The organism is Marinarcus sediminis (SeqCode), from assembly GCF_048571275.1.
GTDB classification, from domain to species: Bacteria; Campylobacterota; Campylobacteria; order Campylobacterales; family Arcobacteraceae; genus Marinarcus; species Marinarcus sediminis.
Genome location: NZ_CP182357.1, coordinates 708851 through 733119, shown reverse-complemented (window position 1 = coordinate 733119; position 24269 = coordinate 708851). Strand labels below are relative to the sequence as shown.

The 24269-nt window shown below is 34.0% G+C and carries 25 protein-coding genes and 1 tRNA gene; 16 read left to right on the top strand and 10 right to left on the bottom strand.

Annotated features, from left to right (window positions below; all coding sequences use genetic code 11):
• Nucleotides 1-72: 72 nt before the first annotated feature.
• The 8 genes from ACNI3C_RS03715 to ACNI3C_RS03680 form a co-directional block, all read right to left on the bottom strand.
• Nucleotides 73-717, bottom strand: coding sequence for a response regulator transcription factor (locus ACNI3C_RS03715; protein ID WP_419770906.1), 645 nt, complete (start codon nucleotides 715-717; stop codon nucleotides 73-75).
• 5 nt (nucleotides 718-722) lie between these two features.
• On the bottom strand, nucleotides 723-2924 hold the full coding sequence (locus ACNI3C_RS03710; protein WP_419770905.1) for an ABC transporter substrate binding protein: 2202 nt from the start codon (nucleotides 2922-2924) through the stop codon (nucleotides 723-725).
• 29 nt (nucleotides 2925-2953) lie between these two features.
• Nucleotides 2954-3535: a LutC/YkgG family protein gene (locus ACNI3C_RS03705; RefSeq protein WP_419770904.1), complete on the bottom strand. Its 582-nt coding sequence runs from the start codon at nucleotides 3533-3535 to the stop codon at nucleotides 2954-2956.
• Nucleotides 3536-4903: a lactate utilization protein B gene (locus tag ACNI3C_RS03700; RefSeq protein WP_419770903.1), complete on the bottom strand. Its 1368-nt coding sequence runs from the start codon at nucleotides 4901-4903 to the stop codon at nucleotides 3536-3538.
• On the bottom strand, nucleotides 4900-5646 hold the full coding sequence (locus ACNI3C_RS03695; RefSeq protein ID WP_419770902.1) for a (Fe-S)-binding protein: 747 nt from the start codon (nucleotides 5644-5646) through the stop codon (nucleotides 4900-4902). Before ACNI3C_RS03695 ends, ACNI3C_RS03700 begins: the two co-directional genes overlap by 4 nt.
• A 63-nt stretch (nucleotides 5647-5709) precedes the next feature.
• Nucleotides 5710-6105 carry an outer membrane protein assembly factor BamE domain-containing protein gene (locus tag ACNI3C_RS03690; RefSeq protein ID WP_419770901.1) on the bottom strand — a complete coding sequence of 132 codons (396 nt, stop codon included), beginning with the start codon at nucleotides 6103-6105 and terminating at the stop codon, nucleotides 5710-5712.
• Between the two features lie 3 nt (nucleotides 6106-6108).
• Complete coding sequence (locus ACNI3C_RS03685) at nucleotides 6109-6678, bottom strand: methyltransferase domain-containing protein (RefSeq protein ID WP_419770900.1); 570 nt, start codon at nucleotides 6676-6678, stop codon at nucleotides 6109-6111.
• A 2-nt stretch (nucleotides 6679-6680) separates the two neighbouring features.
• Nucleotides 6681-7115 (bottom strand): deoxycytidylate deaminase, encoded by a 435-nt coding sequence (locus ACNI3C_RS03680; protein WP_419770899.1) that lies wholly within the window; start codon nucleotides 7113-7115, stop codon nucleotides 6681-6683.
• A gap of 206 nt (nucleotides 7116-7321) precedes the next feature.
• On the opposite strand from ACNI3C_RS03680, the gene accB reads away from it, so the two are divergent.
• The 7 genes from accB to asnB all read left to right on the top strand — a co-directional run bounded on the left by accB (nucleotide 7322) and on the right by asnB (nucleotide 15895).
• Entirely contained in the window at nucleotides 7322-7786 is a 465-nt protein-coding gene (accB, locus tag ACNI3C_RS03675) for an acetyl-CoA carboxylase biotin carboxyl carrier protein (RefSeq protein ID WP_419770898.1), read from the top strand.
• Between the two features lie 2 nt (nucleotides 7787-7788).
• Nucleotides 7789-9141 carry an acetyl-CoA carboxylase biotin carboxylase subunit gene (locus tag ACNI3C_RS03670; RefSeq protein ID WP_419770897.1) on the top strand — a complete coding sequence of 451 codons (1353 nt, stop codon included), beginning with the start codon at nucleotides 7789-7791 and terminating at the stop codon, nucleotides 9139-9141.
• 243 nt (nucleotides 9142-9384) lie between these two features.
• Nucleotides 9385-10920: a DEAD/DEAH box helicase gene (locus ACNI3C_RS03665; RefSeq protein ID WP_419770896.1), complete on the top strand. Its 1536-nt coding sequence runs from the start codon at nucleotides 9385-9387 to the stop codon at nucleotides 10918-10920.
• 115 nt (nucleotides 10921-11035) lie between these two features.
• A complete protein-coding gene (locus ACNI3C_RS03660; RefSeq protein ID WP_419770895.1) occupies nucleotides 11036-11278 on the top strand; it encodes a hypothetical protein in 243 nt (80 codons plus the stop codon).
• 190 nt (nucleotides 11279-11468) lie between these two features.
• Complete coding sequence (locus ACNI3C_RS03655) at nucleotides 11469-13049, top strand: inorganic phosphate transporter (protein ID WP_419770894.1); 1581 nt, start codon at nucleotides 11469-11471, stop codon at nucleotides 13047-13049.
• 114 nt (nucleotides 13050-13163) lie between these two features.
• A complete protein-coding gene (locus tag ACNI3C_RS03650; RefSeq protein WP_419770893.1) occupies nucleotides 13164-14111 on the top strand; it encodes an AEC family transporter in 948 nt (315 codons plus the stop codon).
• Between the two features lie 2 nt (nucleotides 14112-14113).
• Entirely contained in the window at nucleotides 14114-15895 is a 1782-nt protein-coding gene (gene asnB / locus ACNI3C_RS03645) for an asparagine synthase (glutamine-hydrolyzing) (protein WP_419770892.1), read from the top strand.
• Between the two features lie 21 nt (nucleotides 15896-15916).
• Here asnB and ACNI3C_RS03640 read toward each other — a convergent pair whose 3' ends face one another.
• The gene (locus ACNI3C_RS03640; protein ID WP_419770891.1) at nucleotides 15917-16081 is read right to left on the bottom strand and encodes a hypothetical protein; all 165 of its coding nucleotides are present in this window, start codon (nucleotides 16079-16081) and stop codon (nucleotides 15917-15919) included.
• Between the two features lie 129 nt (nucleotides 16082-16210).
• On the opposite strand from ACNI3C_RS03640, the gene ACNI3C_RS03635 reads away from it, so the two are divergent.
• The 9 genes from ACNI3C_RS03635 (at nucleotide 16211) to ACNI3C_RS03595 (ending at nucleotide 21406) form a co-directional block, all read left to right on the top strand.
• Complete coding sequence (locus ACNI3C_RS03635) at nucleotides 16211-16480, top strand: hypothetical protein (RefSeq protein WP_419770890.1); 270 nt, start codon at nucleotides 16211-16213, stop codon at nucleotides 16478-16480.
• A gap of 23 nt (nucleotides 16481-16503) precedes the next feature.
• Nucleotides 16504-17319, top strand: a complete 816-nt coding sequence (locus tag ACNI3C_RS03630) for a multinuclear nonheme iron-dependent oxidase (protein ID WP_419770889.1) — start codon at nucleotides 16504-16506, stop codon at nucleotides 17317-17319.
• Nucleotides 17316-18011: a hypothetical protein gene (locus ACNI3C_RS03625; RefSeq protein WP_419770888.1), complete on the top strand. Its 696-nt coding sequence runs from the start codon at nucleotides 17316-17318 to the stop codon at nucleotides 18009-18011. The genes ACNI3C_RS03630 and ACNI3C_RS03625 overlap by 4 nt, the downstream gene beginning before the upstream one ends.
• Nucleotides 18012-18013: 2 nt before the next feature.
• On the top strand, nucleotides 18014-18436 hold the full coding sequence (locus ACNI3C_RS03620) for an HvfX family Cu-binding RiPP maturation protein (protein ID WP_419770887.1): 423 nt from the start codon (nucleotides 18014-18016) through the stop codon (nucleotides 18434-18436).
• Nucleotides 18437-18467: 31 nt separating this feature from the next.
• Nucleotides 18468-19124: a response regulator transcription factor gene (locus tag ACNI3C_RS03615; protein WP_419770886.1), complete on the top strand. Its 657-nt coding sequence runs from the start codon at nucleotides 18468-18470 to the stop codon at nucleotides 19122-19124.
• Nucleotides 19117-20304: a sensor histidine kinase gene (locus ACNI3C_RS03610; RefSeq protein WP_419770885.1), complete on the top strand. Its 1188-nt coding sequence runs from the start codon at nucleotides 19117-19119 to the stop codon at nucleotides 20302-20304. Before ACNI3C_RS03615 ends, ACNI3C_RS03610 begins: the two co-directional genes overlap by 8 nt.
• Before the next feature lie 58 nt (nucleotides 20305-20362).
• A complete protein-coding gene (locus tag ACNI3C_RS03605) occupies nucleotides 20363-20665 on the top strand; it encodes a hypothetical protein (protein WP_419770884.1) in 303 nt (100 codons plus the stop codon).
• A complete protein-coding gene (gene bluB / locus ACNI3C_RS03600; protein ID WP_419770883.1) occupies nucleotides 20666-21286 on the top strand; it encodes a 5,6-dimethylbenzimidazole synthase in 621 nt (206 codons plus the stop codon).
• Between the two features lie 45 nt (nucleotides 21287-21331).
• Nucleotides 21332-21406 (top strand) — tRNA-Val (locus tag ACNI3C_RS03595).
• Nucleotides 21407-21544: 138 nt separating this feature from the next.
• Here ACNI3C_RS03595 and ACNI3C_RS03590 read toward each other — a convergent pair.
• Complete coding sequence (locus ACNI3C_RS03590) at nucleotides 21545-24130, bottom strand: methyl-accepting chemotaxis protein (RefSeq protein ID WP_419770882.1); 2586 nt, start codon at nucleotides 24128-24130, stop codon at nucleotides 21545-21547.
• Nucleotides 24131-24269: the final 139 nt, after the last annotated feature.

The following is a 24269-nucleotide window of genomic DNA, read 5'->3' as shown; positions in this document are numbered from 1 at the left end:
TGAACTCCTTTGTTAGTTTCAATTAAATTGTAACGACACCACATGAAATTGATATGATATTTTTGTGTTCTTTTAAGAAGTTTTAAAGATATACCCTGTGTCTACAACGGTTTGGATATACTCTTTGGGTAAGATTTTTCGTACTCTTCTGAGCAGGGATCGAATCGATTCAAGCGATGCAATATTGCCCTCCCAAACATAGTTTTGGATGGTATCAAAACTGAGGAGTCTGTTTTTGTGTGATAAAAAGAGATTTAAAAGAAGTCTCTCTTTTCGTGTAAGTCTTTGTTCTTTCCCTTGGCAAATGATTAAACTTGATTTAAAATCAAAATAACAATCGGTGTCAAATGAGATGATATTATCATTAATGTTGCACAATTTAGCAATTTTGATTTCAAGTTCATCAATAAAAAAAGGTTTTTTTAAATAGTCGTTGCATCCAAAGTCATAGGCCTCTTTAATGACATCGAGCTCAACAGAAGCACTGATAATAATCACAGGGACTTCCGTGTAATATTCACGTATTTTTTTTAAGAGTTTAACCCCATCAAAAGAGGGCACATTGACATCTAAAATAAAACAGTGATACCCCTCATCAATATTGTTATAAGCCTCAAGTCCATCGGTAAACGTATCTACTTTGTAGCCTTTTAGAATCAATCTTTTTGTGATAGTTTGATTAAGTTTTGCATTATCTTCAAGTAACAGCAGTCTCATGATTTTTACCTTTTATAGTTTTTATTGGGCATTTTAATGGTAAAAATAACCATCTGATTGTCATTTCTTACGCGCAGTTTTCCACCCATTTTATCTTCAATAATAACTTTCGCCATATACAATCCAAAACCTGTACCCTCTTTTCTTGTTGTAAAATAAGGATCAAAAATATTGCCAATGATATTTTTGGGAATTGCACCTGCATCATCACAAATTTCAATCGTATTGTAATTGGGAGTATTGTAAATATTAATGGTAATGTTGCCTTTAGTTTTATGATCTGCATTGTGTTCTATAATTTTATTTTTCGCATTATTAATAATATTTAATAACACTTGTTTAAACTCATTTTCATAACCAAAAATAAGTAAATCTTGATTTTTATCGACATAGTTGATGTTAAGATTGATATTGGAATAAAAGATTTGTTTTCCAATAATGTCAAAAATTTCATCTAAACATTTCTCTATAGAGAAGAGTATTTTTTTTGTTGAGGGTTTTAAAAAGTTTCTAAAATCACTGAGCGTTTTGGACATGTATTGGATTTGTACCATAGAGTCTTTGACGAACGCATCCATTTGAATGTTTTTGAGTTCATTGAGTTGGTAGGATAGTGCAATGTCTTGAACTTGTGCAGAGAGTTCAACCAGTGGTTCGTTCCATTGGTGTGCAATGGCAGCAACCATGTCGCCCATTTCGGCCAGTTTACTTTGTTGTATGAGGAACTGTTTTTGTTGGACTCTTTCAGTGATATCATCCATGATACAAACAATTCCTCCGACAGTACCATCAATATTTTCATATACGGCTTTATTTAAAATAAAGTATCTCATTTTGTCATTAAAATGCAAGGTCAATTCAGAAGTATGCATTCCACATGTACTTAAAAGGTTTTCATCTACTTTACTGTTTTTTTGAGCAATATCAAGAGGATAAAAATCAAATGCTGTTTTACCAATGACCTCCTCTTTTGTGCAGTTATGTAAGTTGGCAAAATTTAAATTGCAGCCCAAAAACTTTCCATGAATATTTTTATAATAGATGGGATTAGGCAGAGTATCAAGCAATACTTTATCAAATTTGATTCGATTAGAGAGATCTTTTTCTACAATTTTTCTTCTTTGAATATTGGCTCTCATCATAAGGATTAAGATAAAAAGAACGAAAATAACAGTAGCAATGAATACAACAAAATTTTTATACTCTTTGTAGATAGTAATAGGTTCATTGATAATTTTATAATCATCTAAATAAGTACTAATATCAATATTAAAACGTTTTAATTCATTGAAATCAAAAATATATTTGTTGGGACTCTTTTCAAGGATAGGAATATCGTTGATATTTTTATGATTTTCTAAAATATCTAAAGCCATATTTGATACCGCATCGCCTTGTCCTTTTGCACTTGTAAGCAACCCTCCAATGGCACCATAGTTAAGATAAAAATCCCAAAGGGCATAAACGGGAACATGAGCAACACTTTTAATCTCTTTGAGACTCTCTTTATACGTAAAAAATTTTCCCGTTTTATCTTTAAAGAGCAGTACAAATAAAATAACAGTATCTTCGTTGCTGTTGTCAATGGTATCTTTCATCTGTTCAATATCCATATTATCAATGTACTCTATCTCTTTAAATTTATCTTTGTACAATGGAATAATTTTATTTAACTCCCTTCGTACTGCTTGTCCTGTTTGTGAAACGTCATTGATAATAATAAGTTTTTTGATATTTGGATGCAGTTTTAAAATGAGTTGAAAATTTTTTTCAATATCAACTTGCTCTACAACACCACTCATATAGTTCTTCATGTTGTTTTTTTCTAAAAAAGCTTTCTCAAAATTATTTACTCCGCAAAAAAGTACAGGCAAGTTTTTGAACAGATAGTCATGGTATTGTATTGCAAAATCAAAGGCGTTGTTATCACTGACAATAATCAAATCAAATTTTCTTTTCTCAAATTGCTCTTTATAGAGTGAAGCGAGTTTGTTTAAATATGCAGGAGTAGCTATTTTTTTGGTATCCATATAAATGGTGGTCAGATTAATATTTCGGTAGGGTTCAAATCGCTCTTCAATGGCTTTTGATATGTCATCACTCCACTTATACCCTTTATGATATGAGTGGAGTAAAAGCACCTCTTTTGAGAAAAGTGCGGTTGAAAAAAGTATCAATACAGCAGATAAAAAGATATATTTTTTCAAGCGGTACCTTTTTTATCTATTATAACATGTTATATGAAAAAGATAAATCCCGATTTTGGGCCATGTGCTCCAATAACCAATGATTGTTCTATATCGGCTGTTTTTGAAGGTCCTGAAACAAAAACACCATATCCAGTGTTGTCGAAATCAATTTTTTCATAGGCTTCGTGCATATTGTGTACTATGTCCTCTTTTTTGACCACAATAATGATATTGTTGGCAATAAAGTAGAGTGCTCGGTGTCGATTGCTTGGATTTTTAATCCAAACGGCTCCGTTTTCTGCTACGGCAAACTCTCCTTTGATAATGGCAACATCTATATCTTTGAGTTCATGAGGTGTTTGAACGGCATTTTCATCAAAAGTTGACAGAGTCGTATTCTCTATGTTGCAAATAATATTTTTTGCTTCGGGATACAACACTTTGACTTGATTTTGTAAATCTTCAATAGCAACTTCTAAGGCTTTTCCTCCAACGGTTTGAATCACCTTTTCAAATTGTTCAAATTTATTTTCAAATGTAATGCCAAAGTTTTCAATATTGGGAAGAGGAACTTCTTTGACAATATTATTGTTTTTAATGGCATTTAAAATGGTTGATTTACTTGACATTTAATTCTCCTGTCTCTTTTTTTCATACAACTCTTTGAATGAATTTTTTGGCATTTTTGGCATTTCTCTGTATTTTCCCCACACATTGCTTTTGCTGTAAAGTATGAAATTGGGTAAGAGTGGTACCACTTTTCTGGCCACTTTTCCCGCAATATCAAAAAGCATTGGGTGTTGCATGAGCCAAGATGTCATTTTCATGGCAACGGCTTTTTTCGTGTCAATTAATTTGGCCATGCCCAAATCTTGTCGATGAGCGTAAAGTTGTTTGTGTAAATCAATTTTGCTTGGACAGACATTTGAGCAAGAAGCACATAAAGAACAAGCAAACGGCAAGGTTTTATGTTCGCTTGCATTTCTAAAAGCACCCAGTGTTGAACCAATAGGTCCTGGAATAACATACCCATATGAGTGACCACCACTTCTTCGGTAAACGGGGCAGGTATTCATACAGGCTCCACATCGAATACAGTTTAACGATTGTTTATACTTTTCACTTTGTAAGAATGGCGTTCGTTTATTGTCTACAATGACAATGTGCATTTTCCCACCTTCTACGGCTCCATGAAAGTGAGATGTGTATGAAGTAATAGGTTGTCCCGTTGCACTTCTTGCTAACAGTCGGGTAAAAACACTTAAATCTTCAAGTCGAGGGATGACTTTTTCAATTCCCATAGAGGCAATATGCAGTTTGGGCAAACTTGCACCCATGTCGGCATTCCCTTCATTGGTACATACCACAATTCCACCCGTTTGTGCAATGGCAAAATTTACCCCCGTAAGACCTGCATCCGCAGTTAAAAACTCTTTTCTTAAACTCTCTCTGGCAGCTCGGGTTAAATAGGTTGGGTCGGCATTGTTTGCATCGGTGTTTAAAAATGTATGAAAGGTTTGTGCCACATCCTCTTTTTTTAAGTGAATGGCGGGCAAAACAATATGTGAAGGGGTTTCCTGTCGCAGTTGAACAATTCTTTCACCCAAATCGGTGTCAATCACTTCTACGCCTCTTTGTTCTAAATAGGGGTTTAAGTGGCACTCTTCTGTGAGCATAGATTTTGACTTGACCAATTTTTTGACGTTGTTATTTTTAAGAATATTGTAAACAATCTCATTGTGTTCTTGAGCATCTTTTGCCCAATGTACTTCAATGCCTTTTGCCAGTGCATTTTTCTCAAACTCTTCTAAATAGTAATCAAGTTTACTCATGGTGTGTGTTTTAATGACATGGGCATATTCTCTTAGCTTTTCCCACTCTGGAATACCTTTTGATGCCAAGTCCCTTTTTTCTCGTACAAACCATAAGGCTTTGTCATGCCAATGCATTCTTGCATCATTGGCCACAAATTTTGAAGCTTCTTGTGGATGATTCATGATGCGTCTCCTCCTGCTAAAATTTGTGCAATGTGCATCACTTTGATGGGTTCTTTATTTTTATTGATTATGCCTTCCATGTGCATTAAACACGACATATCTGCTCCTGTCATAATTTGCACGCCACTGTCAATATGATCTTTGATTCGGTCTTTTCCCATGGCTGCAGATATGGCATCTTCTGTTACCGCAAATGTACCTCCAAATCCACAACACTCATCGTCTCGTTTTAAATCAACAATTTGGATATCGGGAATGAGTGATAAAAGTTTTTTAAGTTTTGAAAAGTATGGAATATTCAGTTCACTGCAACTGGCGAGTTTTAACTCTCTGTGACCATGACATGAGTTGTGTACGCCTACTTTATAAGGAAAAGAGACATTGAGCTTCTTCACTTTAATAATATCATGTAAAAATTCACAAATTTCATAAATGGATGTTTGTACTTTCTCATAATCACTGTTATCCTGAAAAAATTCACTGTAATGCTCTTTAACCATAGCAACGCATGAGCCACTGGGTGCTACAATATAATCATATTTTTTAAACGTTTCGACAAAATTGTGTGCTAATGTTTTGACATCTTTTGAGCAACCTGCATTTGCCATAGGTTGACCACAACAAGTCTGTTGGGTAGGATATTCAACATTTAAGTTTAAATTCTCTAGTATTTTAAGTGTTGCCATAGATGCTTCTGGGTAAAGTTCATTCATATAGCAAGGAATAAAAAGTCCAATTCTCATATTAACTCCCTTGGCTGTTTAATATGAGAATAATACTTTGTTAATATGATATTGTTGTGATATTTAGTGCAATAATCCGGTATTTGATTCAATGTGGTTTGATTTAAAAGTGTAGTCATCTACTATCCCTTGGCTGTTAAAATAGACCACCAACTCTTTATTGACTTTTTTCACACCACTTGAGAAACTTTTTACCAGAGGAATGTAGCTTGGAATTGACTCTCTTTCGGATGAGAAAGAGTAATCCCAAATGTCCAAATTATTATCTGTTATACGTGTAGATGTGGGTTCTCCATAAAGTTTTACAATATCATACATGGTTGAACTCCCTTTCACAATTTTCATTTTAACATCTGCTGTGCTGACGTTTTCAAGTTTTGTGGTTCCCGTTGTTGTGCAAGCGGTGAAGTTCAGTGCTAAAACCATGGTTCCAGCAATAAGGAGCGTTTTTTTAATCATTGTTTACCTTTTGAGAAAAATCGAAATATCATTGTCTAAATAATTGTCTTTGATTTCTATTGTTTTTGTTAATTGTTGGCAAAATAGTATTACATTTTCACTTTTTATTTGGTTATAACTCTCATTTTTTAGAAAATTAAAAATAAATCCTTTTTGACTGTGCGCATAACATTGCGTTAAAAAATGAAAAAACTCTTTTTCATTTAAAAGATTCATTGCCCCACTGCAGATATAATAATCGCTTTTTAAAAGGGTATCTTCTAAAATATTTAATGTGTGAAAATCAAGATGGGGAAACCGTTGTCGAGAGATAGCCGTCATGGCATTTTCTCTATCAATACCAATAAATTTTTTAGGAGTACACGCATTTTTTTTTAAATAGTTGTAATACTCTGCAAACCCACACCCTACATCAATGATACTTGAAAGCGCAATCTCTTTTTGAATGAAACTGGTTAATATTTCGAACCGTTTATATTGGGAATATTTGGAGTTCCAATGTACCCCTTGGGCACTTATCCCATATTGGGCAATGGATTTTTTGTAAAATTTTTTATTGTCAAAAGAGGGCATGCTTATTTGATTTGTTCTATTTTTACGCCATTGTCTTTTATGAATTGAGAAATCAATTCAGAGTTTGTATGTTCATACGATTTATCATAAACGATTCGTTTGATACCCGAAGCAATCAAATTTTTTGAGCACTCACTGCAAGGTTCAAGCGTGACATAAATTGTAGCACCTTCTACACTGATACCTTTTCGCGCAGCCCAAATAATGGCATTCATTTCAGCATGTATTTCATACGTTTTTGACCATTCGTGATGTTCGGGAGTATATTCCCCTTTCCAATGGGCATTGCAATTGGTAAATCCTGCAGGTGTTCCATTGTAACCCGTTGAAAGGATTCGACCCTCTTTTACGATAACCGCACCCACTTGTTTTGAGACACACTTTGATGCACTGGCAATCTCTTTGGCAATATTGATAAAATTTCTATCACTGATCATTTTTAACCTCTAATCTCTCATTTAAATCAAAAAATTCAATCTTCTATTTTTGCGTGATTTTTATTAAAAAATTGTCAAAAATTGTAAAATTGTGTATAAATTATGTCAGATTTTATTAAAAATGGACAAAATTCGATAAATTTCATTTTATTGATTTCTAATGAATATTCTTGTATTATACCAAAAATTTAACTAAAAGGTTAGTAATGGATTTTAAAGAGATAAAAGAATTAATCAGAGTATTCGATAAAAGCGAATTGGGTAAGCTTAAAATCAAAGAGGGTGATTTTGAGATTTCTATGGGAAAAGGTTTTGACGGTACAGTAACGGTTGCTTCTCCACAGGTGGTTTCTGCCCCTGCGCCGGTTGCTTATGCACAACAAGCTGCACCAGCTTTTGCTGAAACTCCAGCATCTCCTGCTGCAATTATGGGAGATACCATTAATGCTCCAATGATTGGAACATATTACAGTGCTCCTTCTCCAGAATCTCCAGCGTTCGTAAAAGTAGGTGATACAGTAAAAGCAGGTCAAACTCTGTGTATCTTAGAAGCGATGAAAATCATGAATGAAGTTGAAGCTGAGTGTGATTGTAAAATTCTTCAAATTCTAGTGAATGATGCAGAACCTGTTGAATATGATATGCCATTGTTTGTGATTGAAAAGATTTAATCATGGCAGAAATTAAAAAGATTTTAATAGCTAACAGAGGAGAAATCGTACAAAGAGCTGTTAGAACTATTAGAGAAATGGGGAAAAAGTCAGTGGCAGTTTATTCTGCTGGTGATAAACATGCCTCATACTTAAAACATGCAGATGAAGCAGTGTGTATTGGTGGAGTAAAATCTATTGATTCTTACTTAAGCATACCTGCAATTATTACTGCTGCAGAGATGACAGGGTGTGATGCCATTTTCCCTGGATATGGATTCTTGTCAGAAAATCAAGATTTTGTAGAAATTTGTCGATTGCACAATATTAAATTTATTGGACCATCTGTTGAAGTTATGGAAAAAATGGCCGATAAATCAAAAGCAAAAGAGGAGATGATCAGAGCAGGTGTTCCTGTTGTTCCTGGTTCAACGGGTTCTGTTCATACCATTGAAGAGGGAAGACGAATTGCGGAAGAGATTGGTTACCCAATTATGGCTAAAGCTGCTGCTGGTGGTGGTGGAAGAGGAATGAGACTGATTAACAAAGCGGAAGATTTTGATCAACTGTTTATGGCAGCGTCTTCAGAAGCCCTTGCTGCATTTGGTGATGGAACCATGTATTTAGAGCGATTTATCAATAACCCAAGACATATCGAAGTACAAGTTATCGGGGATTCTCATGGAAATGCTATTCATGTAGGAGAAAGAGATTGTTCTTTACAAAGAAGACACCAAAAAGTTATCGAAGAGTCACCTGCTATTTTATTAAATGATGAAACACGAGCACATTTACATAATGTGGCTGTGAAAGCAACAAAATACTTAGAGTATGAAGGGGCAGGAACATTTGAGTTTTTAGCAGATGATAAACAAAATATCTATTTCATGGAGATGAATACACGACTTCAAGTTGAACATCCTGTTTCGGAGATGGTCAGTGGTCTTGATATTGTTGAGTGGATGATTAAAGTGGCTGAAGGTGATGAACTTCCAAAACAAGAAGAGATTAAATTCAGAGGTCATGCCATTGAATGTAGAATCACAGCTGAAGATCCAAACTCATTTTTACCAAGTCCAGGAAAAATTACTCAATGGATGGTTCCAGGTGGAAGAAATGTAAGAGTGGATTCTCACATCTATACAAACTATGTGGTACCTCCTTATTATGACTCAATGATTGGAAAACTTATTGTTTGGGGGCGTGATCGAGAAAAAGCCATCAAAATTATGAAAAGAGCACTCAATGAGTTTGAAGTTGAAGGCATTAAAACAACCATTCCATTTCATATTAAGATGATGGAAAATAAAGATTTCAATAATAACACATACGACACTAAATACCTTGAAGGGTATAAAAACTTAGACGATTTATAAGAATAGGGCAGCTCGCCCTTTTCTTAAAGCTTGAATTAATCTATATTTAAGTATAATCCGCAAAAATATACACAATTATATACTTATACTGTTCTTTTGAATCGACTTCAAAGACCTGTTTGAAACACATAACTTTTGTTTTTACCAAGTTAGGGATTTTTTTAATTAGTTAGATAGTTATATATAGGTGTATTTTTTTAATAATTCTCTTTTAATGCAGAGAAAATACACAAAGGTAACACAATGACTTTTAATGAATTTAATTTCAAAAGTAAACTACAACAATCGATTGATGAGGCAGGTTTTAAAGAACCAAGTCCAATTCAAAAAGATGCGATTCCTGTTATATTAGCAGGAAAAGATATGGTGGGACAAGCCCATACCGGTACAGGTAAAACTGCAGCATTTGGTCTTCCAATTTTAAATAAATTGAAATGTGATGGCAGCGTAGAAGCTGTTGTTATTGTTCCAACAAGAGAGCTTGCTATGCAAGTTTCGGATGAAATTTTCAGATTTGGAAAATTTTTAAACATTAAAACAGCAACTGTGTATGGGGGACAATCATACTCAAGACAGTTGAATCATATTGAAAATGCTTCTGTTATTGTAGCAACACCAGGAAGATTTTTAGACCTTCTTAAAGGGAATAAAATTAAGATTGCTCCAGATTATGTTGTGCTTGATGAAGCAGATGAAATGCTTGATATGGGATTTCTTGATGACATTAAAGAGATCTTTACTTTTTTACCAAAAACAAGACAAACATTGCTGTTTTCTGCAACAATGCCATTGGCCATTAAAAAATTGGCACAAACCATTTTAATCGAACCAGAGTTTATTACTATTACTAAAGCAGAAATGACCAACAATAAAATCACACAAACTTTTTATGTGGTGGATGAACACGAAAGAGATGACGCGTTAATTCGATTGTATGATTTTAAAAACCCTGAAAAATCAATCATTTTTTGTCGAACTAAAAAAGAGGTTGACAGATTGTCAACATTCCTTGTATCTCAAGGGTTTAGTGCAAAAGGTCTTCATGGAGATATGGAGCAAAGACAAAGAGAAGAAGCCATTAACGCTTTCAAAAAAAGTAAACTTGAAGTGCTTATTGCAACTGACGTTGCTGCACGTGGATTAGATGTAAACGATGTCAGTCACGTTTTTAACTACCATTTACCTTTTGACAGTGAGTCATATGTGCATAGAATTGGACGAACTGGACGAGCAGGGAAAGAGGGTAAAGCCATCTCTATTGTAACTCCACATGAGTTTAGAATGATTCAAAAAATTCAAAAAACAACGGGTGGAAAATTAGAAGCGAAAGTGATTCCAAATATTAAGAGTGTTAAAGATAAAAAAGTCTCTTCATTCCTTCAAAAAATCAGAGAACAAAAAATTGAAGACAGTGTTGTAACACTGTTTGAAGAGTTAAAAGCTGATTTTGATATGGAAACAATCGCCTATAAACTTGCCTCTATGCTTGCAAATGACACGTCTGTTAAAGGAAGCAATTTCATTGGAAAGTCAGAAAGTGATATTGAGAGACTTTTTGAGCGAATGAAAAATGAAAAAGATGACGGATATGACAAAAGACGAGGTGGAAACAGAGGACGAGGAAACTTTTCTAGAAATAGAAGCAGTGGAAGCAGAAGCAACTCTGGTTCAAAACCAAGTTCGAATTCATCGAGAGGACGAGGAAACTCAAGCTCTTATGGTGGTTCAAAATCTGGATCAGATTCATCATCAAGTTCAAGAAGCAGAAGAAGAGATTAATCTCCTCTTCTGTTGTAAACAACTCAAATAGAACACATTCTCCTCTTTAGTTATATATTTTAGTAATAATTTATAGAGATTTATGTATGATTGCATATATCACTAAGGATACCCCATGACTTTTATCGATTTTAAAAAACTGCTTTTAGATGCTGAAATTACTCTGCCAAAATTTGCCAATTTAATTAAAGTGAATGAAAAGAACATTCAAGCGTATAAAACCAAGGGTGAAGTGCCTAATGCCATTGCGGTAGTTGCACAATGTTTTGCAACTTTGCACTCCAATGAGATTAATTATATGGAACTTATTGAAAAACTCGATTTGGAAAAAAAAAAAAAAGGGTGCAGGGTTCTCTAAAAAGAAGAAAAAAGAGTAAATTCATCTTAAAATTTACAACTTCTTTTGACATAAAATATAGAGTTACTAAATAAAAACACTATATTTACTATAAAAATATTGTGCTTCCTTAAATCTTTACTAAACAACTTCCCACTATAATTCTGACATATCTTGATTACAATTTAGTAACAAAAATAAAGGGTTAATTTTGGATATTAAAACAATAGACAAATTCGACAAAGCAGCGAGTCAAACTACGCCTAGTTTCGCGAAAATATCTCTGGCACTTCTTTTTATTGCAATCGTTTTTATTTACAGTTATGCTTCACATGATAATATACAAAACAATACTTTTTTAATTATTGGTGCAGTATTTGGTGCGTATATGGCAATGAATATTGGTGCAAACGATGTAGCAAACAATGTAGGGCCTGCTGTTGGTTCAAAAGCATTAACTATGATGGGTGCAATTATTATTGCAGCTATTTTTGAAGCATTGGGTGCTTTTATTGCAGGTGGGGAAGTGGTTAAAACCATTAAAAATGGAATCATTGATCCTGCGTTAATCACCAATCCAGATATTTTTATCTGGGCCATGACAGCGGCACTTCTTTCTGCCGCAATTTGGCTTAACTTTGCCACATCTGTGGGTGCTCCTGTCTCTACAACACACTCCATCGTTGGAGGGGTCATGGGAGCAGGAATTGCTGCAGCTGGTTTCTCTATTGTTGCTTGGGGAACAGTAGCGCAAATTGTTGCTTCATGGGTAATCTCACCTATTTTGGGTGGAATTATTGCTGCAGCTGTTTTATATTTTATAAAACGTAACATTATGTTTAAAAAAGATATGGTTGTATCTGCACAAGTTTTTGTGCCACATTTGATTGCGGCAATGTCTTGGGCATTTTCAACGTATATTATTTTAAAAGGGCTCAAACATCTTATTAAAATTGATTTTTTTCTGGCATCTGTTATTGGCTTAATCATCTCTTTTTTGGTTTTTTTGCTTGTAAAACCTTTGGTAGCAAAAGTGGCACAAAAAATTAAAAATACACGAGAAGATGTTAACAGTTTATTTACCATTCCTCTTATTTTTGCAGCGGCACTTTTATCATTTGCTCATGGTGCAAACGATGTTGCCAATGCCATTGGACCTTTGGCGGCCATTAATGATGCGGTGATGAACGCAGGTGTTGCTTCAAAAGTGGGGATTCCTTTTTGGGTTATGTCTGTAGGTGCCATTGGTATTGCTATTGGATTGGCCTTATATGGTCCACGATTGATTAAAACCGTCGGAAGTGAAATCACTGAACTTGATCAAGTTCGTGCTTTTTCAATCGCAATGGCTGCTGCAGTAACCGTTATTCTTGCTTCTCAATTGGGATTGCCAGTATCTTCAACACACATTGCCGTTGGAGGTGTATTTGGTGTAGGATTTTTAAGAGAGTATTTAGACTCAAGTGAAAAAATCTATGTCAGTAAAGCCAGAAAACGATTCAGAAGAGATAAACGTGCACTGGATGCGTTTGAAAAAGAGTTGAGCGATGTCCAAGCCATTGATAAAAAATCAAAAGCCCATTATCAAAGAATTGTGGTTTTATATAAGTTAATTGAAGAAAAAACATTGGATTTAAAAGAAGATAAGAAAAATTTTAAAGAGGCAAAAAGTGTTAAATATGTAAAACGAGATGCTGTTAAAAAAATCATTGCAGCATGGTTAATTACTGTTCCCGCAGCAGCTATTTTATCTGCAGCAGTCTTTTTTATGATTAAAGGAATCATGGTTTGATGCTTATTTGAGAAAACTTTGCTTACGTCTTCTTTTTAGGTTGTGGGCAAAGTTACGTTTTCTGCTTAGCTTTTTTAATTACTCCTTTGAACATATCAAATATTATATTTTTCTATGCTAAAATCTGCTTTTTTTAAAGGAAGTGTTATCGAAGCATTACTCTCTGTTGCCACCATCTACTTTTTTATTGTTATAGGCTTTATTCTCAAAAGAACATTCAAAGAGCGCATTGATCAAAAAAGTTTTATTCTTCTGAATCTCTATTTTTTACAACCCATATTGATATTTTGGGGATTAACACGAGCACCCATTAACTTTGAGTTTATCATTGCTCCTTTTTTATATTTTTGTATTATTTTTGTCTGCTTGGCCATCTTATTGCTTTTAAATAAAAGAATTTTTTCTGATTCTAAAGATCAATCGGTTTACTTGGCGGCTTCATTGGTGGGGAATACTGGGAATTTAGGTATCCCTTTAGGAATTGCACTTTTTGGAATTGCAAGTGTCCCTTATACGAGTATCTTAAATATTGCCAATGTTTTTTTTATCTATATTTTCAGTGTATATTTTTTTGCCAAAGATCAGTTCTCTTTTAAAGATTCGTTAAAATCCATTTTTAAAATACCGGCCATTTGGTTTTCTGTCATTGCAATTGTGTTTAATTACTATCACATTCCCATTCATATGCACTTTGAACGAGTCTTAGAGATGGGTTCATACGCAGGTATTGTGATGCAATTGATTATTTTTGGAATCTATTTAAGTGAAATACGCATTAAAACAACGGCTTGGAAACTCTCTTTTCATATCACCTTTGTCAAACTCCTTTTGTTGCCTTTCGTGGGATTGATTGTGATTTTACTCTCCGATTTAGATGGGTATGTTGCAGCCATTTTACTCATGGAACTTATGGTACCATTAGCAGTAAATAATGTAAATTTAGCTGCACTGTATAACTGCAGACCGCATGATGTCACGAGTGCTATTTTAATCACTTCTATTGCTTTTATTGTGCTTATTTATTTCTATTTAGAGATCATTAAACACTTTTTTGGAGTTTAGAGATGTGTGGAATTGTAGGGTGCAATTACAACTCACAACAAAATTTTGAAGCCATCACTGCTTCTCTTCATCATAGAGGGCCCGATTTTAGTGCTACACAACAAGTGAATGAGAACTTTTTTGGACACACAAGGTTAAGTATCATTGATTTGGATGCTGAAGCAAATCAACCCATGCTTTTTGATGATATTTTAATTGTCTTTAATGGAGAGATTTATAACTTTGAAGCACTCAAAAACGAAGAAGCACTTTCTTGTGTAACACAATCTGATACCGAAGTGCTTATTCGACTCTATCAAAAATATGAAGAGAACTTTTTAAACAAACTTAATGGTATGTTCAGTTTTTGTATTTACGATATTAAAAAAGAGAGATATTTTTGTGCACGTGACCGATACGGCAAAAAACCTTTTTTTTACTATTTTAAAGAGAACAAATTTATCTTCTCTAGCATGATAAAACCCATCATAAAACTGCTGGGATACACGCCAAAAATAAACAAAGTGGCATTGAGTCAATATTTCCAATACTTTGTACCCATTAACGAAAACACTTTTTTTACCGATATTCAAAAGTTAGAGGCGGGCAGTTATATTCTTTATGAAAAAGGTATTTTTACAAAAAAGAAGTACTATAAAATCAATACGTATAAAAAAACCAAAGATGAACCTACGGCATTAAAAGATATTGAAGCATTGCTGTTTGAAAGTGTGGAGAGTCGAATAAAAGCCGATGTTGAAGTAGGAAGTCTGTTAAGTGGGGGCATTGATTCTTCTTTGGTTTCTGCTTTGTATACGCATATTTCAGGCAAAAAGATACATACTTTTTCTGTGGGTTACAGTGATTATAAAACTTACAGTGAACTTCCCTATGCGCAACTTGCTGCAAAACATATTAACTCTGAACATCACCCTTTAGAGATTTCTCAAAAAGAGTTTATTGCTGCATTTGATGAAGCTTTGGAGTTTTTAGAAGAACCACACGGAGACAGTGCGGCCATACCACTTTATTTATTGAGCAAAAAAATTAAAGAGCAGGGCATTAAAACGGTTTTAAGTGGAGAGGGGAGCGATGAACTCTTTTTAGGGTACGACAACTATGCCAAGTTTTTAAACTATTATGAGTTTGAGAAAAGTTTGAGCAGTGGGCAAACAGCTTTTTTAGATACCATTATTTCAGCACTTCAAAACAATACCAAAGAGAGTGAGTATTTAAGACGTGTCGTTAAAAAAGAGAACATATACAACTCCTTTGGTGAAATATTTACTGAGATTCAAAAAAAACGATTGTTTAACAAAGTGCCTCAGTATAAAAATGAAACCGCCAAAAAAGACCCAGTAGATTGGATGAGTTACATTGATTTAAAGATTTGGTTGGGAGAGAGTTTACTTTCAAAAGTGGATAAAATGAGCATGGCAAACTCCATTGAAGTGAGAAATCCTTTTTTAGATTTCCGTTTGGTTGATTATATGTTTGGCGTTGAATCTTCACTTAAAGTGGGCAATACGAACAAATACCTTTTAAAACAGATTGCAAAAAAGTATATCCCCGATGAGATTATCCTGCGAACCAAAAAAGGGTTTAACTCTCCTTTTAATGAGTGGATTTTTGCACATTTTGGCAATGAAATTCTACGTTTAATCAAAGAGGTCAATAACGAGACCAACTTTTTTAATGAGCAGTACATTGAACACATTTATGCCTTAGCATCTAAGCGAAAGTTTAAACAACATTTGTGGAGTATTTTTATTTTCAGTCGTTGGTTTAAAAAAACCTATATGTAAGAATCGTATCAAGAGATACGATTACTTCTCCTCTTTCAGAAGCAAAATGGCTTGTATGAATTTTGCTCTCTCCTCTTCACTCATGTCTGGAATGTTATTGATGTTCTCAATAATCTCCTCTTCGGGCAAATCTTTTAACATGGGCATGACCATAGTTAAAAACTCTTTTATATCTTTTTCATTCATTGTATATCCTTTTGGTGTGAGATTTTATCTTATAGCTCTTTACAGTGATATAAAAAAATGGTTTAAATCCAACATTAACCCAACAATATACAACTATAATTCCTTAATTAAATAATAAAAGGAGATACAATGAGTAAAAAAGCTTTAAAAGTTGCAGGAGTATTATTAGGAACAAGTCTCATGAGTGCAACGGCATCATTTGCAAGTGATGCAAGATGTGGTGCAGGAAAATGTGGTGGAAACATGGATGAAAAACCCGTAGAAAAAAAAGTGGGTAATGGAAACTGTGGTGCTCAAAAAGCAGAAAAAAAAGTTGAAGAAAAAATAGGTAACGCAGGTTGTGGTGCAAAAAAAGCGGACACAAAAGCAGCCAATGCAAAATGTGGTGGAAATAAATAACAGTTGAAACAAGGGAAGATGTTATGAGTCATTTACACGGGTGTGGATTGGGTTTAAGACGAGAGTTTATTCAAGAGGTCATTCCCCATGGTTTTAAGCCAGATTTTTGGGAAGTCACACCCGAAAACTGGATACATATGCCCCATCACCACAGAGAGGCTTTTGAGGAAATTGTAAGCAGCAATACAACTGTTGCACATGGGGTCTCTTTATCGATTGGTTCAGATAAAAAACCTTCTAAAAAGTTTTTAAAAGCCATCAAAGAGTTTTTAGATCGATATAAAATAGAAGATTACTCTGAACATATCAGTTTCTCTACGTTTAAGAACAATCAAACGTATGAACTGCTTCCCTTACCTTTGACCAAATCCATGCTGAATCTGCTCTTGGACCGAGTGAAATATGTGGAAGATTTTCTGGGGCGTTCTTTGATTTTGGAAAATGCCACGTATTATTATCTGCCTGATGCAAAAATGAGTGAAGTGGATTTTATCAATGAACTCATACACAAAAGCAAGGTTCGATTTCTTTTAGATGTGAATAATGTCTATGTCAATTCGGTCAATCATCGTTATGACGCCAAAAAATTTATCAGCGATTTGGATACGTCAACGGTAGCTTATATACATGTTGCGGGTCACCTTGATGATAAAGAGTCGGGATTTTTGATTGATACGCATGGGAAAGAGGTCAAACAAGATGTTTGGGATTTACTCAAATATACATTAGAAAAAGTCAAAGCCCCTTCAATGATAGAAAGAGATAACAATGTTCCCTCTTTAGAGAGTTTATTAATAGAGTATACAACTTTGCAAGAAATCCATAAGGGGGTTAAATGAGTGATAGAGTAAAACAACAGGTTTTTATTGATAAAATCACCGATAAAAAAGCTGCTTTAAAAGGGGAAGAAACCCCCATTCAACTCTATAAAGAGTTGGTACATCACCGTTTTTTTGAAGTCATTTCAAATGCAAACCCGATATTTTTTTCACACGTTGATACACAAATATTAAAAGATGTTATTACAAAATTTATCCAATACGGTGCCAAAAATGAGTTGATTTGGAAACTGCCCAATGAGTTTCGAGCCTATGTAAAAAAAGAGAAAAAGCATTTTAAACATATGCCTTATATCAATGACCTTTTATGGTTTGAATGGATTGAAATTGAACTTTTTATGCAAGATTATTCTGCCCAAAAGATTTCAAAATTCAATTGGGATAAATTTTTTAAAATATCAAAATGTGCTAGAATTAAAAAGCTCTCATATCAAGTCTATTTAAAAAAGTTCAACACCAAAGGCAAATTTTTTGTATTGGTCTATTATGATGTAACTGCTCAAGCAGTAATTTACAGAGAGCTTTCATCTTTTATGTATGAATATTTGGTGTTGTTAAAAACGCAAAGTCTGAAAAAAGCGTTAAAAACAATCACTGAAAAATACAGACTTAAAACCAAAGAGGTCAAAGCCCTTTTGGAGAAACCTTTAAAAGAGTTATGCGCTTTAGGTGTTCTAAAAAGAAAGGATTAGCGATGTTTCAAACAATCATAAATGGGTTAAACAATTTCCAAAGTTTGGCGCTCTTTTTTGCGCGACTTTTAGTGGCGTATGGTTTTTATGAACCTGCTATAAATAAATGGCATGACATTCAAAGTGTTGCTTTTTGGTTTGAATCTTTAGGTATTCCTGCCCCACTACTTAATGCCTATATGGCTGCAACAACTGAGATAGTAGGAGTGGTATTGCTCACACTTGGATTGCTGACACGTTATATCTCTTTGCCTTTAATTGTGGTGATGATAGTAGCCATTCTTACGGTGCATCTGCCTCATGGTTTTGCCGCGGGAGATAATGGTTTTGAAATCCCTTTATACTATATGGCATTTTTGATTATATTTGCTACGCATGGTGCGGGTAAAATCAGTATTGATTACTTTTTAGGAAAAAGAGAGTAATCTCTTTTTTAACAAAACAAAAGAGCCGTTTATGAAAATACTTCTTTTAGAAGATGATGCCATTTTAAGTGATTTGATTTTTACAAGTTTGCAAGAACACGGGTTTGAAACCATACTTGCGGAAGATGGGAATGAAGCCTTAAGTTGTGCAGAAAATGAAAAATTTGATCTTTTTATTTTTGATATCAATGTGCCATTGCTCAGTGGTATAGAACTTTTAAAAATGCTTCGAGAGTATCATATTACAACCCCTGTCATTATGATAACTGCGTATCAAGATACTGAACATTTGAAAAAAGCGTTTGGAATTGGTTGTGATGATTACATTAAAAAGCCATTTGATTTAGAAGAACTTCATCAACGCATTAAAAATCTTTCAAAACGCTTCTCTTTGGATGAAGAGAACATCTACAGCTTAGATGAACAGAGCAAATTTTATAGCCATAAACATTTAATTCTCAAAAATGGTATGGAATATGAAATATCAAAAAAAGAGAGTCAGATTTTGCTCTATTTGGTCTCCAGAAAAGGTAAAACCATCAGTTTTGATGAGTTGGTACAAAATATCTGGAATTGGGATGAGGTTCCCAGTGAGACAACCATTCGCGTCTATATTAAAAATATCCGAAAAATAATTGGGCATGAAAAAATAAGAACAATCAGAGGATTGGGGTATGCTTATGAATAAAGAAGAAAAAAGTGCATTAATTCGTTTTTTACTGATTTATACGCTCTCTTCAACTTTTTTTATGCTCATCATTGCCTTCATGTATTTTGAACGAGAAGTTACGATGTTTGAAGATCAATGCAGTATGAAAACCAGTCAAGCTGCATGGAAAGTTAAATCAGAGATTTTAGAAGCTCACATGAAACATATCCCTTACCATTTTACTCATGAAAATGAGGTGCTAAATTATGCCATTTTAAAAAACGACAACTCGGTGTTTTACTCTGATTTGAAGTTTCCATTGGATGATATTGATTTAACCAAAAGTGCACACCATTTTGAAAACAGAAGCCTTCACGTCTTAAATCTTTCAGATCAGCATATTGAATACAAATATATTATTGTGGAAGATACCAGTGGTGTGAATGAGATAAACCGGTTGAAATATTGGGTTGTATTTTTATTTATTATGGGCTTTTTTATTATGGCATGTTTTGGGTATGTATTGAGTCGGATTCTCTTAAAACCAGTCAAAGAGAAAGCGGAGAAACTCAATCGTTTTGTTAAAGACAGCTCTCATGAACTTAATACTCCAATTACGGCTTTGATGATGATTGTTCCTGCTTTAAAGAAACGGTACGATATTGAAGAAAAAACCATCAATCAAATGATTGCCAGTGCAAAAAATATCAAACAAACGTATGAAAAATTGTTATTTAATATCAATGGAGATATTGTTAAACGATACGATGAACAGTTTGATTTAAAAGAGCTGATTGAACAAAATGTACTCTTTTTTGATGAAATAGCAAAAAGTAAATTGATTACACTTCATACCAATTTACAATCGTGCAACATTGTTATGGACAGATACAGTGCGAATATGGTGGTCAATAATCTTTTGTCCAATGCGTTGAAATATACACGAAAACGAAAAAATATTTATATTGAACTTAATGATTTTCATTTAATTGTACGAGATGAAGGCATAGGAATAGATAAACATATGCAACAAGAGGTCTTTAAACGCTACAGAAGAGCCACAAATGAAGAAGGAGGGTTTGGTATAGGGTTGGATGTAGTTTCAACTGTATGCAAGGATTATGCGATTGAGATAGGAATCTTTTCTGAAATTGATGTGGGTACAGAGTTTAAACTTGATTTTACGCAGGTGAAAAGTAACAAGACACAAGCAAAATAAATATTTAATTTTGGTACAATGGCATAAATACAAATAGACTATGCACTAAAGGATAGTAATGCTTATTTTAATACCATTGGATTCAAATAAAAGATATGAAGCACTTTTGACAACACTTGATCAAACTAAAAGTTGGGCGTTGGTTGAATTGGACGAAGGTGAAATCAAACACGTTGATTTTTTTAAAAGAAGAGAAGAGATTAATGAATGGATTGATTGTGTGGTTGTACAAAACGAACAAGAGTATGTTTGGCCTTTTATGGAAGAAAATATTACTGTGTTGGTTGCTCCTACACAAAGAAGTATTGATGAAATAGTTGAAGCTTTTTTATTCAAAGAGTTACACGATTTAAACGTATAGATGCACTTTTCAAAACAAGACTCTAAAACACTCAATAAAATAATTGTCGCCAGACGTGATGTAAGAGGCAATCATTTTTGCCAAAAACCTATTGAGAAGAAAGTCTTAAAAAAGATTTTGCTCTCTGCCCAAAATGCCCCTTCTGTAGGATTCTCCCAGCCTTGGCGTTTCATTATCATTGAAAATGATGAAACCAAAGATAAAATACACACCATTTTTACCTCAAGTTATGAAAAAAGTAAAAAGAAGTTTCAAGAGCGTCCTTTATATAAAAATCTTAAACTTGAAGGTATCAAAGAAGCGCCCATTAATATTGCTGTTTTATATAAAAAACCCAAAAAAGCAGTTTTGGGACAAACCTATATGAAAAAAAGTGGGGAATACTCTGTGGTGTGTGCCATAGAGAATATGTGGTTAATGGCACGCAGCTTAAATGTGGGGATGGGTTGGGTGAGTATTGTTCGCCCTAAAAAAGTCAAAAAAGCGTTAAATATCTCACCTGAGTATAAATTTATAGCCTATTTGTGTTTGGGCTATACCGATGAATTTCTCACTGCTCCTGAATTAAAAACTTTAGGTTGGGGAAAAAGAAAAAAGATTAAAAAGTGTATTTTAAAGTAATTAGTAGTTTTTAAGTATAGATATAATATTATTTCACTCTTAAGTGACCGCGTAACTCAGTGGTAGAGTGCCACCTCGACAAGGTGGAAGCCGACAGTTCAAGTCTGTCCGTGGTCACCATCTCTTTGAGTTCCTATAAAATAAGATAAATTTTCCCAACAGCATGTACAGAGTTTTTAAATCACAAGAGTCACTATTTTAGTGCAAAAAAAATGGGCAAGAGAGACTCTCTTACCCATTAATTGAATTCATGAAGAACTAGAAGCTTTCCCATTCATCATCTTGTGTCATTGATTTAAATGATTTAGCAGGTTTAGTATCTTTTACGACTTTAACCTCATTCTCTTTGGTTTGCATCGGCGTTTGTTTTGTTGTTTCTGGTTTTTTAGTTTCAACTTTTTTAGCCTCAGTTTTTTTGACTTCAACTTTTTTATGAACGACGTTACTTACGACTAACGATTCATTGTTCATTTTTTTTGCTTTGATTGAATCTTTTCCAAGGAACTCTTTTTCATTTGCAGATGATACAACTAATTTAGCAATTTCATCGGTTTGTTCTGCAATGGAATGTGTTGTGTTTGAAATGGCCACATTTTGTTGTGTTTGTTGATCAAGTTGATTTACTGCATCATTAATTTGTTCAATTCCAATTTGTTGTTCTTTAGAAGATTCTGCAATGGATTTGATGGTTTTGGTTGTTTTTTCAATGCTCTCATTGAGTGCAGCATACCCTTTGATCATCTTATCAGCACCATCTTTTCCTGCATTGGTTTTAATTGTGGCATTTTCAACCAATGATTTAATCTCTTTAGCGGCTTCTGCACTTCGTGAAGCCAGATTTCTCACTTCTTGTGCAACAACCGCAAACCCTTTCCCTGCTTCACCAGCAGTTGCAGCTTCAACAGCAGCATTCAGAGATAAAATATTTGTTTGGAAGGCAATTTGGTCAATGACGGTAATGGCATCGGCAATTGCTTCTGTTTGGTCATTGATTTCATCCATGGCTTTTACGGTTGAGGTTGCAAGTCCTTGACCTACTTTAATGGACTCTGAGAGCTCATTTGAATAGGATGCCATGGTTGCAATATTGTTTGTATTGCTGATAATGGTACTTGTAATCTCTTCTAACGCAGCAGCTGTCTCTTCTAATGCTGCAGCTGTTTCAGTTGAGTTTCGATTTAAAATATCTACATTTTTTAGAAGAATGTCTGAACTTGCATCCAGTGTGAGACCATTCTCTTTATTTTCTGCAAGCATTTGATTGATAATTTTTGCCAATTCATTAACGGCAATTTCAACTTTACCTTCAGCATTTTTGATATTTGGTCTGAAATCAAGTTGTCCATAATGTGCAAGTACATCTAAAATAATATTGGTATCTCGACCAATATTGGTTTGAAGGTTATCTAACATTTCATTGAGTTTATTTTGAAGTTTTTGTAGCGATTCATTCTCTGTTCGTTTTTCAACTCTGTTGTATAAGAACCCTTCTTTAATCTCTTCAACAACTCTTGTAACATCGGCAATAAGCGCATCATCTTGTTCAATCAATGATTTTGTTTTCACCACATTTTGGTTGATGATTTTTGCCATGGTACCTATTTCATCGTTGGCAGAATCATCTAAATGTTCAACATCGGGTCTCTCTTTGTTGATATATTTAAAGAAGTTTAATAATCCTTCTTGGAAATTGTTCAACGGTTTAAAAATAGCGTTGTTTGAAATAAACGCCATTAAGAAAGCTAAGACAATCATAATGACAATGATAATAATACAATTCCGTATGATGACATTTTGTATTTGTTGTTCTGTTGCATCGTGCATTTCAGCGATTTTTACTTCAATGTCATCGACATAAGCACCTGTACCTACAATCCAATCCCAATCTTCAAATTTTTGCACATATGAGAATTTTGGTTGAGGTTTGTCTTTTCCTGGTTTTTCCCATGAATATTTAACCAAACCACCCTCTTTATTGGCGTTGGCAGTTTTGGCCATTTCAGTAAAAAGAAACTTCCCATTGGCATCTTTGATTTCAGATAAATCTTTACCATTCAGCGCAGAATTCATTGGATGCATAATCATGGTTGGCTTAGAGTCATTGATCCAATAGTAACCATCTTTTCCATATTTCATGTTACTGATTGCAGTTAAAGCATCTTGTTTTAGGTGTTCTGTTACATTATCAACATATTCACCTGTTCCAATAACCCAATTATAAGGTTTAAAGAGTTTAACAAATGATACTTTGTCTTGTGGTTTGTCAAATCCGGGTTTTGGCCAAACATAATCAACAAAACCTTCTTGTGACTCTTTTGCTACTTTTGCAAATTCAGAAAATATTTTTTTCCCTCCTTCGTCCTTATAATTACTCATATCTTTTCCATCAAGTGCAGGCTTGATAGGATGCATAATTATTTTGGCATCGGTATCGTTGATCCAAAAATACCCTGTTTCCCCATATTTTGAGTGTTTGACCGCATTTTTAAGGATATCTTTGAGTTGCTCGTCTGGTATTTTCCCTTTATATTTTGCATATTCTCCCTCTAAGATAGCAAAAAGAAAGTTTGTTTGGCTTTTTAATTGAGTCTCTACTTCAGCCTTTACTTTAGCTTTATTGGTTCTTTCATGGAATGATTCAATGGTTTCCATGACCAATGAAACATAATTCTTAAGCTCTTCCTCTTTTGTTTGATAAGCATCTTGTTGAAATTTCTCAATTACTGCAGCAGAAGTTTCTTTCAGTGAAACAACTGATTGTATCAACATTGCAGCAGAAACAATGACAATTGAACTTATGACTATAAGTAATAACTTAGCCTTGATTGATACTGATTTTAGCACATTGCACTCCTATTATAAACTATGTGACTATTATACCTACTTTTTCAATATAGAATCTTAAATTGTTTTTTTATATCTCAAAGGAGTTCTTTTTAAGTATAAAACTCTCTCAAATAATGAATTATATTTTTTTTCGATA

Bases quoted from the DNA above. Each gene is read 5' to 3' on its own strand.
- ACNI3C_RS03715 (WP_419770906.1), bottom strand. From the start codon at position 717: ATGAGACTGCTGTTACTTGAAGATAATGCAAAACTTAATCAAACTATC.
- ACNI3C_RS03705 (WP_419770904.1), bottom strand. From the start codon at position 3,535: ATGTCAAGTAAATCAACCATTTTAAATGCCATTAAAAACAATAATATT.
- ACNI3C_RS03700 (WP_419770903.1), bottom strand. From the start codon at position 4,903: ATGAATCATCCACAAGAAGCTTCAAAATTTGTGGCCAATGATGCAAGA.
- ACNI3C_RS03695 (WP_419770902.1), bottom strand. From the start codon at position 5,646: ATGAGAATTGGACTTTTTATTCCTTGCTATATGAATGAACTTTACCCA.
- ACNI3C_RS03690 (WP_419770901.1), bottom strand. From the start codon at position 6,105: ATGATTAAAAAAACGCTCCTTATTGCTGGAACCATGGTTTTAGCACTG.
- ACNI3C_RS03685 (WP_419770900.1), bottom strand. From the start codon at position 6,678: ATGCCCTCTTTTGACAATAAAAAATTTTACAAAAAATCCATTGCCCAA.
- ACNI3C_RS03680 (WP_419770899.1), bottom strand. From the start codon at position 7,115: ATGATCAGTGATAGAAATTTTATCAATATTGCCAAAGAGATTGCCAGT.
- accB (WP_419770898.1), top strand. From the start codon at position 7,322: ATGGATTTTAAAGAGATAAAAGAATTAATCAGAGTATTCGATAAAAGC.
- ACNI3C_RS03670 (WP_419770897.1), top strand. From the start codon at position 7,789: ATGGCAGAAATTAAAAAGATTTTAATAGCTAACAGAGGAGAAATCGTA.
- ACNI3C_RS03665 (WP_419770896.1), top strand. From the start codon at position 9,385: ATGACTTTTAATGAATTTAATTTCAAAAGTAAACTACAACAATCGATT.
- ACNI3C_RS03660 (WP_419770895.1), top strand. From the start codon at position 11,036: ATGACTTTTATCGATTTTAAAAAACTGCTTTTAGATGCTGAAATTACT.
- ACNI3C_RS03650 (WP_419770893.1), top strand. From the start codon at position 13,164: ATGCTAAAATCTGCTTTTTTTAAAGGAAGTGTTATCGAAGCATTACTC.
- asnB (WP_419770892.1), top strand. From the start codon at position 14,114: ATGTGTGGAATTGTAGGGTGCAATTACAACTCACAACAAAATTTTGAA.
- ACNI3C_RS03640 (WP_419770891.1), bottom strand. From the start codon at position 16,081: ATGAATGAAAAAGATATAAAAGAGTTTTTAACTATGGTCATGCCCATG.
- ACNI3C_RS03635 (WP_419770890.1), top strand. From the start codon at position 16,211: ATGAGTAAAAAAGCTTTAAAAGTTGCAGGAGTATTATTAGGAACAAGT.
- ACNI3C_RS03630 (WP_419770889.1), top strand. From the start codon at position 16,504: ATGAGTCATTTACACGGGTGTGGATTGGGTTTAAGACGAGAGTTTATT.
- ACNI3C_RS03625 (WP_419770888.1), top strand. From the start codon at position 17,316: ATGAGTGATAGAGTAAAACAACAGGTTTTTATTGATAAAATCACCGAT.
- ACNI3C_RS03620 (WP_419770887.1), top strand. From the start codon at position 18,014: ATGTTTCAAACAATCATAAATGGGTTAAACAATTTCCAAAGTTTGGCG.
- ACNI3C_RS03615 (WP_419770886.1), top strand. From the start codon at position 18,468: ATGAAAATACTTCTTTTAGAAGATGATGCCATTTTAAGTGATTTGATT.
- ACNI3C_RS03610 (WP_419770885.1), top strand. From the start codon at position 19,117: ATGAATAAAGAAGAAAAAAGTGCATTAATTCGTTTTTTACTGATTTAT.
- ACNI3C_RS03605 (WP_419770884.1), top strand. From the start codon at position 20,363: ATGCTTATTTTAATACCATTGGATTCAAATAAAAGATATGAAGCACTT.
- bluB (WP_419770883.1), top strand. From the start codon at position 20,666: ATGCACTTTTCAAAACAAGACTCTAAAACACTCAATAAAATAATTGTC.